The sequence below is a fragment of the Exiguobacterium sp. A1_3_1 genome (assembly GCF_048985645.1).
GTDB lineage: Bacteria > Bacillota > Bacilli > Exiguobacteriales > Exiguobacteriaceae > Exiguobacterium_A > Exiguobacterium_A indicum.
The window spans coordinates 13,203-29,444 of record NZ_WBYY01000018.1; the positions used below are offsets into that span (position 1 = coordinate 13,203).

Sequence of the window (16,242 nt, forward strand, 5' to 3'; positions counted from 1 at the left end):
ACGCTTGACTCACATAGACAAAGGAGCATCCATAATCCATATGCGAAAATGGTTCAATCAAAAGATCAGCCGACAGATCATGTCGTCGTTTTATCTCATTCTTATTACACTATCGATCTCTTCCCTGGCTGCTTATTTTTACACGAACCACCAAGTCACGGATGCGAAACAAGAGCTCGATGCGATCAGCTTGCGCGAAGATCGAGCGACAAAACTTTGGGACGATTGGCAGTCCCTTCAATACGAGATGCGGGGTTATATCGTCTTCGGTGACGATGCCGTGCTCGACGTGATTGATGAAAAAAAAGCCTCACTCGAACAACAGACGGCTTGGTTTGAGAAAAATCGTCTCTACAAGGCGGATCAAATCTATGCGTCTGATATTCGTTCGCTCTATAATTCTTATACCAATTTCGTCATGCCAAGCTTAATTAAATATGTCCAAGCAAAACAAGAAGGAAAGATTGACGAACGTTTCTTGCAGATGCCAAGTCTGAAGGCGATGATGCCACAAGTACCACGGGATCCGAATCGGAAATTCAAGATGAATGCCTCAAACAGTGAGACGATGCGTAAAAGTGTCAACACGATGGAGAGCACATTCACGAACTATCGGAGTAGTCTTCGCGCGAAAGAACTCGGTGCAAAAGAACAACTTGTCACCCAGACAAAGTATGCTGAGTGGATTTGGCTCGTCAATCTGCTCGTATTGTTCCTTGTTATCTTGCTGATCGTCCGCCCGTTCATCGAACGGACGACGCGACAAATCCACCTTCTCAGCAAGGAGAGCAAGCTCCTTGCAAGTGGTGAGCATACGTTACCGTTGATTCCGCTCAACCGTGCTGACGAGATCGGTGAATTGAGTAAATCGTTCCATCAGATGGCGACAGCCTTGATTGAAAACAAACACCAATTGATGTCGACGAACGTTAATCTCGAAGATGCGTTGAAACTGACGCAACGGAACGAGTCCCATTTACGGCTACGTAATCAATTGACGGAGACACTTGCGTCGCGTGATAGCATCAGTGCTTATCCTTCTGTCATCCAAAAGATGGTTGAGATCACGCAGTCTGATCAAGGCGCACTGATCTTTAAAGAAGGAACAAAAGTCATCGATATCGTCTTTTATCCACAGACACCTCTCACAGTCGAGGATTGGATGCCAACGATTGAGCCGTTATTGCGTGAGTCGCGACAAGATAAACGACCGCATACACAGTTCGAGGACGAAGTCGCACGCGCTGTCACACCGGTTCTTGATCCGAGTCAAAATGAGATCATCGCCTATATCTTCTTGTCCCGCGATCAGGATCGGTTTGATCGTTACGAGCAGGAGGAACTAGCCGCTTTCGCGCGCCAGCTGGCATTGTCACTCTTGCGGATGCGGACGTTCGACGAGATTGAACGCGAACGGGAAAAAACGGCGCGACTATTGAACTCGATTCGTGAATCGATCGTCTATATCGAACCCGAAGGCGATATTCAATTGATCAATCGACCGTTACTTGACCTGTTCGATCATCCGGTAGATGACAGCCTCGATGAGAACGGACTGATGAACATCACTCCGTCTGTCGTTCAACTCAAGCATCGCGTCGACCAACTACCGGAATTCGAACGTTACTTGAAAAAGACGTTCGTGAAACGAGAAATCGGTGAAGGAATCACCTTCTCGATCGATCACGAGCGACGCTTCATCAAGACGTATTCCGAGAGCATTCATTATGGTGGACAGTTCCGCGGGATTCTACTCGTCTTACGTGACGTGACGAACGAAGTCGAGATCGATCGAATCAAAAATGAACTCGTCTCGACGATCTCGCACGAACTGCGGACACCACTCTCGTCGATCTATGGCTTTACTGAGCTGATGATCCAGCGTGACCTGCCACCGAAGCGACAGAAGAAGTATCTCGAAGCGGTCCATTCGGAAACAGAACGTCTTTCGCTGTTGATCAATGACTTCCTCGACCTGCAACGGATGGAAGCAAACCGTCAGGAATATGAGATGGCACCGTTCGATATCGTCGCGATGATTCGTGATTTGAAACAGTTGCATAGCCTGTCGTCTTCTTCCCATGCGATTGAAATATTCCGAAACGTCGAACCGCTGATCGTCGAAGGGGATGCGAAGAAGATTCGCCAATTGTTCAGTAACCTGATCAACAATGCGATTAAATACTCACCAGCTGGTGGAACGATCGATATCCAACTAACGCGACACACGTCACGTGTCACCGTCGCGATTCAAGATGAGGGCATCGGGATTCCAGCTTCTGCGATGAGTAACCTGTTCCAAAAATTCTATCGTGTCGATAATTCGGACACCCGTCAAATCGGCGGTACTGGTCTTGGGCTCTCAATCTGTCGCGAAATTGCGCGTGGACATGAGGGAGAAATCCATGTCGAGTCGATCGAAGGGCAAGGCTCGACGTTCACAGTCGAACTTCCGTTGACACAAAACACATGATGCATACGAAAAAGCGCCAGAATGCGAATCCGCATTCCGGCGCTTTTTAAATTAGGTAATGTTATGAGTTAAGACGGCTTGCCACTTCAACCGTCCGTTTCGCTTGATGGCGCACGGCTGGTTCGACTGATTCGACCATGTTGCCGTCTTGGTCGACAGTGACTGACGTACCATATGGATTTCCGCCCGCTGCGAACAAGACAGGATCCGAATAACCTGGTGCCGCAACGATTGCACCCCAGTGGAACATCGTCGTATAAACTGCGAGAACAGTCGCTTCCTGACCGCCATGCGGATTCTGTGCCGACGACATCGCACTGACGACTTTATTGACGAGTTTGCCTTGTGCCCACAGTCCGCCTGTCGTGTCGAGGAACTGTTGGAATTGTCCTGGGACATGACCGTAACGTGTCGGGACGCTAAAGATAATCGCATCTGCCCAGTCGAGTAGATCCGGTGTCGCTTCTTCGATATCACGTGTGGCATCCGCATGCTTTTGCCACAATGGGTTCGAAGCAATCGCTTCTGCTGGGGCTGTCTCCTTGATTTTCGCAAGGCGGACTTCTGCTCCTGCCGCTTCTCCCGCTTCTTTTGCCCATGAGGCAAGTTGATGGTTCGTTCCGGTTGCGCTGTAATAGATGACCGCTAGTTTCACGTTTGACATGACTTCGCTCCTTTTTTAAAAGACAGTGACGGACGATGGACGTACACGCTTTCTATTCCCGCTTTCTGCGCAAATTAACGTCAATTGTTTGAATTCAAGAGGAAATATAGACCAATTTTTCGACTACATCATGGAACAAGCGAACATGGCTGTCCACATCTGGGCGTTCCACCATCAAACGTTTAGGGTAAAGACCGTGTGACGACACACGTAAGGAGTACTGACCATGGCGATTCGCTACACCCTTTATCTGTTACTCGGCATGCTGAAGTTCATGCTGTTTAGTTACTTTACAAAGACCGATCTTTCGCTCCATTTAACACTCATGAACCTGGCCGGGATGCTGATCCTGTCGAGCTGGACGTTACTGATTCCGTGGAATAAACGCCGCTGGGTCTGGCTCGGTCTACTGCTCGCGCACAGTTTTCTACTGGCTTCCGACATGTGGTACTACCGTTACTTCGAGGACTTTCTCTCCGTCTCGCTCCTCTCACAGATGACGCAGATGAGTGACGTCAGTAGCGGCTTCACCGCCTTGATCGTACCGCAAGACTTCCTCTTGTTCGCTGATAGTTTGATCTTTGTACTACTGCTTTTTGTTTTCCACAAACGACCGGAAGTGACGACGAAGCAAACACGACGCCGGACGGCGGGAATCCTTGCAGTCAGTGGTATCGTCTTGTCTGCTTCGCTACTGACGTACCGGACGCTAACGGAAGAGCGTCAACCGACGGCAACGATCTCCGATATGCGTGACTACTACCTGTTTGGCTTTTGGGGTTATCACGGATGGGATGTGTTTAAAGGCGTGACTGGACGACCCGGCGACGGACTGACGGCACAGGAACAACAGCGCATCAATCAAAAGGAACAGACGAATCCAACGGGTCCGAAGCAGACGCCAAATATCATTCTGGTGCAGCTCGAGTCGTTCCAGGCTTCAGTCATCGACCAGACCATCAACGGTGAAGAAGTGACGCCGAACCTGAATCAATTGAAGAAGGAATCACTCTACTTCTCGTCGTTCTACCACCAGACGCATGAAGGACGAACTTCGGACGCTGAGTTCATCACGAACACGTCACTTTATCCATTAAAATCAGGCTCTGTCTATACGCGATATCCGACGAATGAATTCGAGCCGCTCCCTGCATTACTTGAGAAAAACGGATACGATACGGCAGCGATGCATGCCTACGAAAAAGGCTTCTGGAATCGTGACGATGTCTACAAGAACATCGGTTTTAAGCACTTCTTCAGCCAAAAGGATTATTCAAAAGAGAAGAAAATCGGCATGGCACTGAACGATCAACAGTTCTTCCTCGAATCGATTGATCACATGGAGACGTTGCAAGAACCGTTCTTCTCGTTTTTAGTCGCGCTGACGAGTCATACACCGTATGAAATTGACAAGGAAGACCAGACGCTTGATCTATCTGGTTATGAGGATCCAATGCTGAAACGGTATTATCAGACCGTCCATTACGTCGATACCGGTGTCGGAAAGATGATCGACGAGTTGAAACAACGCGATCTTTGGGATCAGTCTCTCGTCATCTTTTATGGCGATCACGATAGTGGACTTGTCAATGAAGACAGCGAGATGCGCAAAAAAGCGGATATCTCGTCCCCGGTTGCTGCCTTTGAACTCGAGCGCCGCATCCCACTCTTCATCAAAAAACCCGACCAGCAAACCGGTCGGGTCATGAAAGAGAATGGCGGACAGATCGATATCGCACCAACAATCATTGATCTATTGAATCTTAAGACGTCCTATATGATGGGACAATCCCTCGTCGATGATCAACCGAATCTGACCGGCTTCCGTGATGGTTCGTTTCGCTACAAGGACTATTACTATGAAGCGGATTTGACGAAAGCATCCGGTGAAGGCACCTGCTATGACGTCTCGACAAAAAAGAAAGTTGAGCTGAAGTTCTGTCGAAATCAAGTCAAGGATGTGAGTAAGCAGTTAAAGCTGTCGGATAAGATTATTGAGGAGAATGAACTGGAGTAATCAAAGGACATCTGATTTTCTTAAAATAAACAAGCCTGACTTCTCACTAGACGTGAAGAAGGTCAGGTTTGTTTATTGATTGTTATCTCCACCTATCCTCGAGCCCATCAATAGCAAGTAAAATGGTCTTCGATCCATTGCCATTCTTCGTCAAACAAGACTTCTCTTTTTGTTTGAATGATCCAATGAAACAGTTTAGGAATCGCCTGATGGGAATGCTGGTATCGATGTAAAAATCGAAGAGCGATTAGGACTTCATCTGTTTTTATTTGTCGCATTCGCTTCAATAATGTTTGTACACGTTTGATCACCGGTTCAATCGCTGCTTCATCACCATGTCGCTCAATTGCGACTAACGCATACTCTCTCACCTTGCTAGATCGATCTTTTAGTCCATGCAAAAATATTGAAAGATCTGATCTATTTCCAAGTTCACTTAGCGTAGCTAGAGCCGAATGCCTCGCGTCTCCTCGAGAATGATCCAATAAAGGAATCAGATAAGGAACGGCTCGTTCTGTTCCAATCGTGGCTAAAACAAAATTAGCACTCATGATATCAAAAGAGTTACTTGATGTCGTAATCAAACGAATTAGCGCATCTTCTGCTATCTCATCTCGACAGGCTCGCAATGCTCGAATCGCAGCTTCTCGAACAGACGACCGAGAATCGTCTATATATTTCACAATTCGTTCTGTATCAGGAATGCATTGTTGTTTTGCTAGTTCTTCCAAAATGCTTTCGAGAAGACTCGGCTTTGTCTCTTGCTCCAGTTTTTCAAGCAATAACATCCCTGCACGAACATCTCCCGAATTCACACCAATCGTTCCAATCATAAAATAAAGATGTTTTTTTTGTTCTGCTTGTTTCACTTTGTCGAGTAAAGTTTTCAATATCGGAAGCATATTTGCGTCCCTAAAATGATGGACTCTTTCATAAGCCAAGTCGGATGGTGAGCCTTCGTTCGTATAGCACTTCACTTCTTCATGATAGAGGTATTCTTCATCAGACATCTGTTCAACTAAATATAAAATCTCATCGTCCTTCATATCTTGTAGTTGCTCCTTAACCCTTTAAATATCTTTTTAACTTTGTTCTAGAGCAAACTGAATTAATTGATACGATAGCCAGAACATTAAGCATCCTATTCCAAAATCCAGTACTTTCCACGCTTTTGGTTGTTTAAACACAGGAATGAGCCATCTCGATCCATATCCTAATCCAAAAAACCAGACAAATGAGGCAATCAAGGCTCCGATCAAGAAATTGACTTTTTGATCAAACGTCAAAGTCCCAGCAATACCACCGATGACGACCACCGTATCTAAGTAGACATGTGGATTTAAAAGTGTGATTGCTAATGTGAGTAAGATCGTTTTGTGAATGGGCATGATTTTAGAATCTGTTGAAACATCCATTGTATGTGATGACGAAAATGCACTACGAAAAGATTTAAATCCATACAAGAGAAGAAATAGTCCTCCGACAATCGCAAGACCAACATTTGCAAACGTATTATTCTTAATGACGGTACCAACTCCCAGTACGCCCGTACACATCAATAACACATCGCATAAGAAACATACTAGCGCTACCCAAAAAATATTGTTTTTCATTAAACCCTGTTTAAGAACGAACGCATTTTGAGCGCCGATTGCGACGATGAGCGTACCCGACGTTACTATACCTTTTAAAATTTCATTCACTTGACGTCTCCTCTCTCGTTATCTTTATTTCTAAAATGACGAGTACTGTTTATGTAATTCTTTCAACTATTAAGTATACTATCGCAAACAAAAAGTACCGAACCCTACTTACTAGGATTCGGTACTTTTAGATGAAATGTCTTACATCATTCCGCCCATTCCACCCATGCCGCCCATATCAGGCATTGCAGGAGCAGATCCGGCTGGTTCTGGTTTATCGGCGATGACGGCTTCTGTTGTTAAGAACATCGCTGAAACGGACGCTGCGTTTTGAAGTGCTGAACGCGTTACTTTCGCTGGATCGACGATTCCTGTCTCGATCATGTCGACATACTCGTCCGTTGCCGCATTGTAGCCCATTCCTGGCGCTTCATGCTTGAGACGCTCGACGATGACCGAACCTTCTTGACCTGCGTTTTCCGCGATTTGACGAAGCGGTGCTTCAAGTGCGCGAAGCACGATGTTGACACCTGTTGCTTCGTCACCTGTTGAGACCGACAGAATCGATTCGACGGCTTTCGTAACGTGAATGAGAGCTGTTCCCCCACCTGCTACGATACCTTCTTCGACCGCTGCGCGTGTCGCGTTAAGTGCATCTTCAATCCGGAGCTTGCGTTCTTTGAGTTCTGTCTCGGTTGCTGCCCCGACTTTGACGACTGCTACGCCGCCTGCGAGTTTCGCCAGACGCTCTTGTAATTTCTCACGATCGAAGTCACTTGTCGTCTCTTCGATTTGCGCACGGATCGTACCGACACGTGCTTCGATCGAATCCCCGTGTCCGTGACCTTCGACGATTGTCGTGTTGTCTTTTGAGACGACGACTTTCGACGCGCGACCGAGTTGCGTGATTTGTGTTTCTTTCAGATCAAGACCGAGGTCTTCTGTGATCAATTCTGCGCCTGTGACAATTGAAATGTCCTCAAGCATTGCTTTCCGGCGGTCACCAAAGCCTGGTGCTTTGACTGCTACCGCGTTGAACGTACCACGGAGTTTGTTGACGACGAGTGTCGCCAGTGCTTCGCCTTCAACGTCTTCTGCGATAATAAGGAGTGGTTTGTTTTGTTGAACGACTTGCTCGAGGACTGGAAGAATCTCTTGGATGTTCGAGATCTTTTTGTCCGTGACGAGGATGTACGGGTTCTCAAGGACCGCTTCCATCTTATCTGAATCCGTAATCATGTATGGTGACGCGTAACCACGATCGAACTGCATGCCTTCGACGACGTCGAGTTCTGTCGTGAAGCCGCGTGATTCTTCGATCGTGATGACACCATCTTGACCGACACGTTCCATCGCTTCTGCAATCAATTGACCAACTTCTTCGTCCGCTGCTGAGATTGCTGCGACTTGGGCGATTGCTTCTTTACCTTCGATTGGTTTTGCGATCGTGTGCAACTCTTCGACAGCGCGACGGACCGCTTTTTCGATTCCTTTACGGATGACCATCGGGTTTGCGCCCGCTGTAACGTTTTTAAGACCTTCACGAATCATCGCTTGTGCGAGGACTGTCGCTGTTGTCGTACCATCCCCTGCGATCTCATTCGTTTTTGAGGCAACTTCTGCAACGAGTTTTGCACCCATGTTCTCGAAATGATCTTCGAGTTCGATTTCTTTTGCGATCGTCACACCATCATTCGTGATGAGTGGTGAACCGAACTTCCGCTCGAGGACGACGTTGCGTCCTTTTGGTCCGATCGTGACTTTGACTGCATCCGCTAATGCGTCGACCCCGCGGAGCATTGCTCGACGTGCTTCTTCACTGAATAAAATGTCTTTTGCCATGACTGAAATCCCCCTTTAGATGATTGACTGAATTACTCGGCTACTGCCAAAATATCGCTTTCGCGTAAAATTAAGTATTCATTGCCGTCGACTTTGACCTCTGAACCGGCATATTGTGCATAGATGACGTGATCTCCGACACTCACTTCAAGTGGTACACGTACGCCTTGCTCTGTCACACGGCCTGTACCGACAGCGACGACTTTACCCTCTTGTGGTTTTTCTTTCGCTGACCCAGGAAGAACGATTCCTCCGAGTGTTGTTTCTTCTTTTTTAACGACTTCGATCACGATGCGATCACCAAGTGGTTTTAACATGCGAAACATCCTCCTTGAAAATGACTGTTTTTTAGCACTCACTTTAGTTGAGTGCTAACATATTTTTATCTTATACGCTTTCTCTTCTGAATTCAAGCCTGAACCTTTATCCGTTTTCCCGAAATCGACACCTTTGAATCATCGTCAATCGTGCGCCAAGACCGTTTGTTTGTTACAATCGGGACAGTACCTTCATTACAAAGGAGTTGTGTCCTGTACGATGAAAAATCCAATCAGTCTGCCTTTCGTGATGGCGGAGAAGTGGCAAAAGCGTCACGTCATTCCGATCATCATCTATCTGATCGTCCAATTGGTTCCGGGTTCGTTCCAGTATTTCCTTCCGAAAAACGTCATTGCTGACGTCGCCGGTTGGTGGCTTGCGATCGGCTTCACGGTCGCCGTCATCGTCTCCTACTACTGCCTGCGTCCCGATTGGCAGAAGTGGAAGGCAGAGGGACGTCAAACCGATCCGATGGATACGTTGAAATGGATCGGAATCGGGATCGTGCTCCTGTATGCGCTCTTGATCAGCGTCAACTTGATCGATGCCTGGATGGCAGGCGGGATCGAGAATGTCGCGAAATCGCAAAATACGGATCAGATCATCCAAGCGATCCAAGTCATCCCACTCCTTCAAGTCATGGTCGTCCTGCTCGGACCGATCATGGAAGAGTTCTTGTTCCGGCATATCCTGTTCGGGAATCTCTCCTCGAAGCTCGGTTTCTTCTTCAGCTTCATCTTGACGGGTGCCTTGTTCGGACTGATTCACCAAGACAACAAATTTTTAATCTATGTCGCGATGAGTTTTGTCTTCTCGCTCGTCTTCGTCAAGACGCGCCGGATCATTGCTCCGATCGCCATCCATGTCTTTAACAACGGAATCGTCGTACTCGCCATCTACGCGATGTCTTAATTTACGAAAGGTCGTGTTTTCATGCGTCAAAGCTCGAACTTCATGGCAGTATTCTATGCCATATTCGGTATTCTCTTCATGTTCCTCGCCTACAACAACTCGGTCGAAGCAGGAACGGTCTTTAACTTCTGGACGATCCTGCTGACGTTGTTTGCCGCGATCGACTTCTACCGTCTCTACTTGATCTTCCGCTTCCGCGCAGCAGCAAAGAAGATGATCAAGAAGGAACAGGACAAAAAGAACGACAAACAATAAAAAAACGAGATTTCCGTCAGACGGGAATCTCGTTTTTTGGTTTATTCTTTCGCTTGACCCTTGCGGTAGGAATCGATGATCGTCTTCGCCACATCGAGACTCAACCGTTCATCTAAGACCAAGTTCTTGATCATATTGACGAACTCGACATCCTCTTGCTGCACCGAATCAATCCGCTCGATCAACTGGTTCAACTTCGCCCGGACGGTCGGGTAGGATACTTGATAGGCAGTTGCCATATCCTTTAATGAACCAGAGCTCAAGACGAACTTGCGGATGAACTCGAGATGCTCCTGTTCGAGTGCCAGTACCCAAGCGGGCACGTCTTGTCGTTCCATCGTGTTCCCTCACTTCTCTTACAAATCTTGAATCTCCATTCGTTCTTTTTCACGCTTCAGTTGCTTGCGACGTGAGTTAACTCCCATCTCGGCCATTGAGATCATGAGTGATAAACAGGCAAACGTTCCCATCCGAATCACTGACTCCCGATCCGACGTGTGTGGTCCTGTTCCGAAATACCAGTAAATTCCGAGCCCGATGATGATCGCTGGAATGATGAGGCTCCAGACTCTTCCTCGCCGTGCTAAGTAAAATTGTACGATACAGACTATGACAATACCAATGACGATTCCTACCGTTTCCATCCTATCGCCTCTCCCCTATGATTATATCAATAATATTAACTTTATAATTAATAATATTCAACATAATTTTAACTATAATCAAAAATAAGGGATTTTATTTAAAAACAATCGACTTTAATCTATTTTCAAGGACGAAAAAAAGAAGGACTGACGATTCAGTCCTTCCTTATATTTACGACAATCACGCACTGCGGACGTCGTCTTTTTTACCTTCTGTCGACATGAACGTCTCGAGTTGGTCTTCGTCAAGGACACCTTCCCACTTCGCGATGACGAGTGAAGCGAGCGTGTTTCCTGTGACGTTGACGACCGAGCGCATCATATCCATGATTCGGTCAATCCCCGCGATGAAGGCAAGTCCTTCTGCCGGGATACCGACCGTACCGAGTGTTGCGAGTAAAACGACGAATGAGACGCCAGGAACGGCAGCCATCCCTTTTGATGTCAGCATTAAGACGAAGACAAGCGTCAGCTGTGTTCCAATCGAGAGATCAATCCCGTACATCTGTGCGATGAACAAGGCTGCGAGCGCTTGATAAAGCGCAGATCCATCAAGGTTAAACGAATAACCCGTCGGTACGACGAAACTGACGATTGATTTCGGAACACCCATCTTCTCGAGTTTTTCCATGATCCGTGGCAGTACCGTCTCAGACGACGCCGTCGAATACGTCAGCAAGAGCTCATCCTTAAAGATACGCGTGAAATCAGATACCCGAATGCCAACCCACTTCATGATGGCACCGAAGACGACGACCATGAAGAGAAGCGCTGTGACGTATAACGTCGCAATCAATTTAAACAATGAACCGAGCGATTCAATCCCGAACGTCGAGACCGTGACACCGATTAAAGCGAAGACACCAATCGGCGCAAATTTCATGACGATATTGACGAGATTGAACATCGCTGCTGCGACGCCTTCAAAGAAACGAACGACCGGTTGGCCCTTCTCTCCTGCAAAACCGACACCGAGTCCGAATAAGACCGAGAAGAAAATAATTGCAAGCATGTCACCGCGGACCATCGCGTCCAAGATGTTCGTCGGGACGATGTTGACGATCTTGTCGACGAGTCCTGCGTCTTGTGTCGTCTCTTCCGTTTCGACATATGTCGAAATGTCCGTTTTATCGAGTGTCGACATGTTAATACCAGCACCCGGTTCAACGAGATTGGCTGCGAACAGCCCCGTGAAGATGGCGATCATCGTCACGATCGTGAAGTAACCGAGCGTTTTGACGCCAAGACGTCCGAGACTTTTCGGACTACCGACTGATGAGACACCGAGGACGATCGTCGTGAAGACGATCGGAACGACAATCATTTTCATCATCCGGATAAAGATGTCACCGATTGGCTTGAGCCACTCCGCGACATGGGGATTCCCATAAAATACACCACCGACTGTGATCCCGAGAATCAAGCCGATTAAAATTTGCCAGGCAAGACCAATTGGCTTACGTTTCGTAGTTGTCATACTCTTCCTCCTTATACATCCGTCTTACTTGTATCCTACATGTAGTGGAACATAAGTAGAATTTTGTCCTAAATACAGTACGTTGTCAAATCATTCTGTTATAGTACAAAACTAGATTCTGTATAAAAAAACGTCCAAAATCCGCTTGTTTCCAAGCATTTTGGACGTTTGAACATTATTCAAGATTGTTGATTGACGCGTTCCTCAATCAACGCACGATTGCGTTTTTTAAAGACTTCGTTATGTGACGAGACCATCGCCACTTTTGGCGCTTCCGGCTCAATGAAGCGTTTTGCCCGGTTGACGGCATTCGCCGCATCTTGAAAGGCACCTGAGATCAAATGGACCTTCCCGTCGTGTGAAAGAATATCTCCGGCAGCATATAGTCCCGGTACACTCGACTCGCTCGCTGCGTTACCCGCGATATAGAAGTCATCGACCCGTGCGATATCGAGATCACAGGCGTCAAGCAGTGCCGCGTCCTGCTCGTAGCCGTGATTGATGATGACTTCATCAATTGGAATCTCAACGATTTCCTCTGTTTGACAGTCGATCAATTCGACTGATGCGATCCGTTGATGATCAGGACTTGCGATCAGCTTGTGAATCGTCGTGTTGAGGAGACAAACAGCCGAACTTTTAACGAGCTGGTCGACTTGCGCCTCGTGCCCCGAGAAACAATCCCGGCGATACGTGACGTAGACTTTTTTCGCGACCGGTTCGAGCTCGTTCGCCCAGTCGATCGCAGAGTTCCCACCACCTGAGACGATGACGGTCTTTCCTTTAAAGCGTTCAATCGATTTGACCGTATAGTTCAAGTTCGACACTTCAAAGCGTTCCGCACCTTCGACTTTTAATTTTTGTGGATTGAGGATGCCGCCGCCGACCGCGACGATGACCGTCTTCGAATAATGGATCCGACCCGATTCTGCTTCTAAGACGAAGTTGCCGAAGACGTCTTTTGCGATCGAGATGATCTTTTCATTCAATTGAACAGTCGGTTGGAACGTCAGTCCTTGTTCGACGAGTTGAGCCATGAGTTTTTCACCAATGATCGGTGGCTGTCCGCCGACGTCCCAGATCATCTTTTCCGGATAGACGTGCAATTTTCCTCCGAGTTCTGCTTGATACTCGATCAATTTCGTCTTCATGCCCCGAAGACCACTATAGAACGTCGAATATAACCCTGCAGGTCCTCCGCCGATGATCGTTACGTCGAACAACTCCTGTTCCCTCATCTCGCTCACTCCTCATCTTTGATTACGATTGATTATCATTCTCACTCCCTCATGATAACGTGAACATCTCTTGAACACAAGAAAAAATGTTGACAGCGTTTTTACAGGACTGGTATGGTTAATGAGACGATAGTGATAATCATTATCATTGAAAACGGAGAGAACAACGAAGGAGTCGTCGCGTATGGTACGTCTAGCAACAGAAGAAATCAATATCGGCTACGGTGATCGTCCCATCGTCAAAGACTTGTCCGTCCAAATTCCCGATCGACAAATCACGACGATCATTGGGGCGAACGGATGTGGCAAATCGACTTTATTGAAAGCGATGACACGGATCATTCCTCATCAATCAGGACGTGCATTGCTCGATGGTCTCGATATCGCCAAGGAAAGTACGAAGCTACTTGCCCGGAAAATGGCTATTCTGCCACAAACTCCAGAGAGCGCAAGTGGTCTGACGGTCGCAGAGCTCGTCTCATACGGTCGTTTCCCGTACCAAAAAGGATTTGGACGCTTGACGAAACACGATTACGAGATCATCGATTGGGCACTCGAAGCAACGGATACGATGGCATTTAAACATCGTCCCGTCGATGCGCTGTCGGGTGGTCAACGTCAACGGGTCTGGATTGCGATGGCACTCGCCCAAGAGACGGACATCATCTTCCTCGATGAACCGACGACTTATCTTGATCTCGCCCACCAACTCGAGGTACTCGAACTACTCGAGCATCTCAACCGGACTGAAGGACGGACGATCGTCATGGTCCTGCATGATTTGAATCAAGCGGCACGGTTCGCCGACTATATCATCGCCATGAAAAACGGTGAAGTCGTCAAAGCCGGAACGTGTGAGGAAGTCATCGCAAAAGACGTCTTACAAGAAGTATTCCATATCGATGCTGAAATCGGACGCGATCCGCGGACGAACAAGCCGATGTGTATCACCTACAACTTAATCAAGGGAGATTGAATCATGAAGAAACTACTTTTACCGGTTCTACTCATTCTCACGCTCGTCATCGCAGCGTGTGGCAATACGGAGAAAAAAGACGACGCAGCGTCTGGGTCGAAAAACGAGACGATTACGTACAAATCGGAGAACGGTGACATCAAAGTTCCGGCTAATCCAAAACGTGTCGTTGTTCTCGCTGGTTTTGCCGGTAACGTCATGGCACTCGACGTACCTGTCGTTGGTGTCGATTCGTGGTCAAAAGCGAATCCGAAGTTCGACAAGCTCAAAGATGTCACGGAAGTATCGGAAGAGAACGTTGAAAAAATCATCGAACTCGAACCAGACTTGATCATCGGCTACTCAACAACGAAAAACCTTGATAAAATCAAAAAGATTGCTCCGACGGTCACGTACACATACGGAAAAGTCGACTACTTGACGCAACATATCGAAATCGGTAAATTGCTCAACAAAGAGCAAGAAGCACGCGACTGGGTCAAAGACTTTAAAACACGCGCTGCTGCTGCCGGTAAAGACATCAAAGCAAAAATCGGTGAAGATGCTACTGTTTCTGTCATCGAAAGCTTCGATAAACAACTCTACGTCTTCGGCGATAACTGGGGTCGTGGAACAGAGATTCTCTATCAGGAAATGAAATTGAAAATGCCAGATAAAGTCACGAAGATGGCATTAAAAGACGGATACTACGCGTTGTCACCAGAAGTCCTTCCTGAATACGCAGGCGACTACCTCATCTTCAGTAAGAGTGCGGAAGCGGACAACTCATTCACGAAAACGGATACGTTCAAGAACATTCCAGCCGTCAAAAACGATCGTGTCTTCGAAGTCGATTCGAAGGAGTTCTACTTCAACGATCCGCTCACACTCGAACGTCAACTCGAGTTCTTCAAGAAAAGTTTCCTTGGCGCATAATGAATAAGGGAGGGAACCTGCGGGATCCCTCCCTTTTTTTTGCGGCTCACTCACTGAATCAGAAATGGAGGCGACATTCATGTCAGCTGGTCGAATTCCGTTCGGCATTAAAATCACACTCGGTCTCGTCCTCTTTTTCGGGATGTTCTGGATCGCAATGACGTTCGGTGCTGCCGATACGACGACGCGCGAAGTCTGGAACGCTTTGACGTTCGGACCGTTGAATGAAAAAGCAAAAATCGTCCAAGAAATCCGCTTGCCACGGGAACTGGCAGCAATCCTCGTCGGTGCGGCACTCGGTGTCTCAGGTGCCATCATGCAAGCAATGACACGCAATCCCCTCGCAGATCCTGGTCTGCTCGGTCTGACAGCAGGTGCGAATGCGGCACTGGCGCTCGTCATCGTCCTGCTCCCGAAAATTGACTACTTCGGGATCATGATCGCGTGTTTCGTCGGAGCAGCACTCGGGGCAGCACTTGTCTTTGGAATCGGCGCTTCGAAAAAAGGCGGCTTCTCCCCGCTCCGGATCGTCCTTGCTGGTTCTGCGATCTCAGCGTTTCTGTATGCGATTGCAGAAGGCATCGGGATTTACTTCAAGATTGCCCAAGATGTCTCACAATGGACGTCCGGTGGACTCGTCGGGTCGACCTGGGGACAACTGCAAGTCATTGCGCCAGTCATCGCAATTGGAATTTTGATTTCGTTCATTTTCTCACGACAATTGACAATCCTCAGTCTTTCGGAAGAAGTCGCGCTCGGACTCGGACAGAACATCCAGCGGATCAAAGCGGTCCTCTACGTCGTCGTCATCCTGCTTGCCGGTGCTGCCGTAGCCCTCGTCGGTAACATGGCATTCATCGGGCTGATG

General features: G+C 47.6%; 16 protein-coding genes. 7 read left to right on the forward strand and 9 right to left on the reverse strand.

Annotation, left to right across the window (positions count from 1 at the left end; genetic code table 11):
- Positions 1-40: 40 nt before the first annotated feature.
- Positions 41-2,473: a HAMP domain-containing sensor histidine kinase gene (locus F8N00_RS03425; protein ID WP_075643045.1), complete on the forward strand. Its 2,433-nt coding sequence runs from the start codon at positions 41-43 to the stop codon at positions 2,471-2,473.
- Positions 2,474-2,534: 61 nt separating this feature from the next.
- Here the strand turns inward: F8N00_RS03425 and wrbA are convergent, their stop codons facing one another.
- A complete protein-coding gene (gene wrbA / locus F8N00_RS03430) occupies positions 2,535-3,137 on the reverse strand; it encodes an NAD(P)H:quinone oxidoreductase (RefSeq protein WP_023469582.1) in 603 nt (200 codons plus the stop codon).
- 226 nt (positions 3,138-3,363) lie between these two features.
- Here wrbA and F8N00_RS03435 point away from each other — a divergent pair, with 226 nt between their 5' ends.
- A complete protein-coding gene (locus F8N00_RS03435) occupies positions 3,364-5,154 on the forward strand; it encodes an LTA synthase family protein (protein ID WP_035395732.1) in 1,791 nt (596 codons plus the stop codon).
- Positions 5,155-5,261: 107 nt separating this feature from the next.
- On the opposite strand, the gene F8N00_RS03440 is transcribed toward F8N00_RS03435, so the two are convergent.
- The 4 genes from F8N00_RS03440 to groES form a co-directional block, all read right to left on the reverse strand.
- Positions 5,262-6,200 (reverse strand): HEAT repeat domain-containing protein, encoded by a 939-nt coding sequence (locus F8N00_RS03440; protein ID WP_075643046.1) that lies wholly within the window; start codon positions 6,198-6,200, stop codon positions 5,262-5,264.
- Between the two features lie 36 nt (positions 6,201-6,236).
- Positions 6,237-6,857 carry a LysE/ArgO family amino acid transporter gene (locus F8N00_RS03445; protein WP_023469585.1) on the reverse strand — a complete coding sequence of 207 codons (621 nt, stop codon included), beginning with the start codon at positions 6,855-6,857 and terminating at the stop codon, positions 6,237-6,239.
- A gap of 141 nt (positions 6,858-6,998) precedes the next feature.
- Positions 6,999-8,639 carry a chaperonin GroEL gene (gene groL / locus F8N00_RS03450; protein WP_023469586.1) on the reverse strand — a complete coding sequence of 547 codons (1,641 nt, stop codon included), beginning with the start codon at positions 8,637-8,639 and terminating at the stop codon, positions 6,999-7,001.
- Between the two features lie 32 nt (positions 8,640-8,671).
- Positions 8,672-8,956 (reverse strand): co-chaperone GroES, encoded by a 285-nt coding sequence (gene groES / locus F8N00_RS03455; protein WP_023469587.1) that lies wholly within the window; start codon positions 8,954-8,956, stop codon positions 8,672-8,674.
- Between the two features lie 220 nt (positions 8,957-9,176).
- On the opposite strand from groES, the gene F8N00_RS03460 reads away from it, so the two are divergent.
- Together F8N00_RS03460 and F8N00_RS03465 are read left to right on the forward strand one after the other, a co-directional pair.
- A complete protein-coding gene (locus F8N00_RS03460) occupies positions 9,177-9,869 on the forward strand; it encodes a CPBP family intramembrane glutamic endopeptidase (RefSeq protein ID WP_023469588.1) in 693 nt (230 codons plus the stop codon).
- A gap of 21 nt (positions 9,870-9,890) precedes the next feature.
- On the forward strand, positions 9,891-10,124 hold the full coding sequence (locus F8N00_RS03465) for a DUF4305 domain-containing protein (RefSeq protein ID WP_023469589.1): 234 nt from the start codon (positions 9,891-9,893) through the stop codon (positions 10,122-10,124).
- Between the two features lie 41 nt (positions 10,125-10,165).
- Here the strand turns inward: F8N00_RS03465 and F8N00_RS03470 are convergent, their stop codons facing one another.
- The 4 genes from F8N00_RS03470 to F8N00_RS03485 all read right to left on the reverse strand — a co-directional run bounded on the left by F8N00_RS03470 (position 10,166) and on the right by F8N00_RS03485 (position 13,483).
- Positions 10,166-10,462 (reverse strand): DUF2089 family protein, encoded by a 297-nt coding sequence (locus tag F8N00_RS03470; RefSeq protein WP_023469590.1) that lies wholly within the window; start codon positions 10,460-10,462, stop codon positions 10,166-10,168.
- A gap of 18 nt (positions 10,463-10,480) precedes the next feature.
- Positions 10,481-10,768 (reverse strand): hypothetical protein, encoded by a 288-nt coding sequence (locus tag F8N00_RS03475; RefSeq protein ID WP_075643047.1) that lies wholly within the window; start codon positions 10,766-10,768, stop codon positions 10,481-10,483.
- 181 nt (positions 10,769-10,949) lie between these two features.
- Positions 10,950-12,245: a cation:dicarboxylate symporter family transporter gene (locus F8N00_RS03480; protein WP_023469592.1), complete on the reverse strand. Its 1,296-nt coding sequence runs from the start codon at positions 12,243-12,245 to the stop codon at positions 10,950-10,952.
- A 179-nt stretch (positions 12,246-12,424) separates the two neighbouring features.
- Positions 12,425-13,483: an NAD(P)/FAD-dependent oxidoreductase gene (locus F8N00_RS03485; RefSeq protein WP_075643048.1), complete on the reverse strand. Its 1,059-nt coding sequence runs from the start codon at positions 13,481-13,483 to the stop codon at positions 12,425-12,427.
- A gap of 184 nt (positions 13,484-13,667) precedes the next feature.
- On the opposite strand from F8N00_RS03485, the gene F8N00_RS03490 reads away from it, so the two are divergent.
- From F8N00_RS03490 to F8N00_RS03500, 3 genes are all read left to right on the forward strand, one after another.
- Positions 13,668-14,459 (forward strand): ABC transporter ATP-binding protein, encoded by a 792-nt coding sequence (locus F8N00_RS03490; RefSeq protein ID WP_023469594.1) that lies wholly within the window; start codon positions 13,668-13,670, stop codon positions 14,457-14,459.
- Between the two features lie 3 nt (positions 14,460-14,462).
- A complete protein-coding gene (locus tag F8N00_RS03495) occupies positions 14,463-15,374 on the forward strand; it encodes an iron-hydroxamate ABC transporter substrate-binding protein (protein WP_023469595.1) in 912 nt (303 codons plus the stop codon).
- A gap of 79 nt (positions 15,375-15,453) precedes the next feature.
- A partial coding sequence (locus F8N00_RS03500) for a FecCD family ABC transporter permease (protein ID WP_421017782.1) occupies positions 15,454-16,242 on the forward strand: 789 nt, incomplete at its 3' end.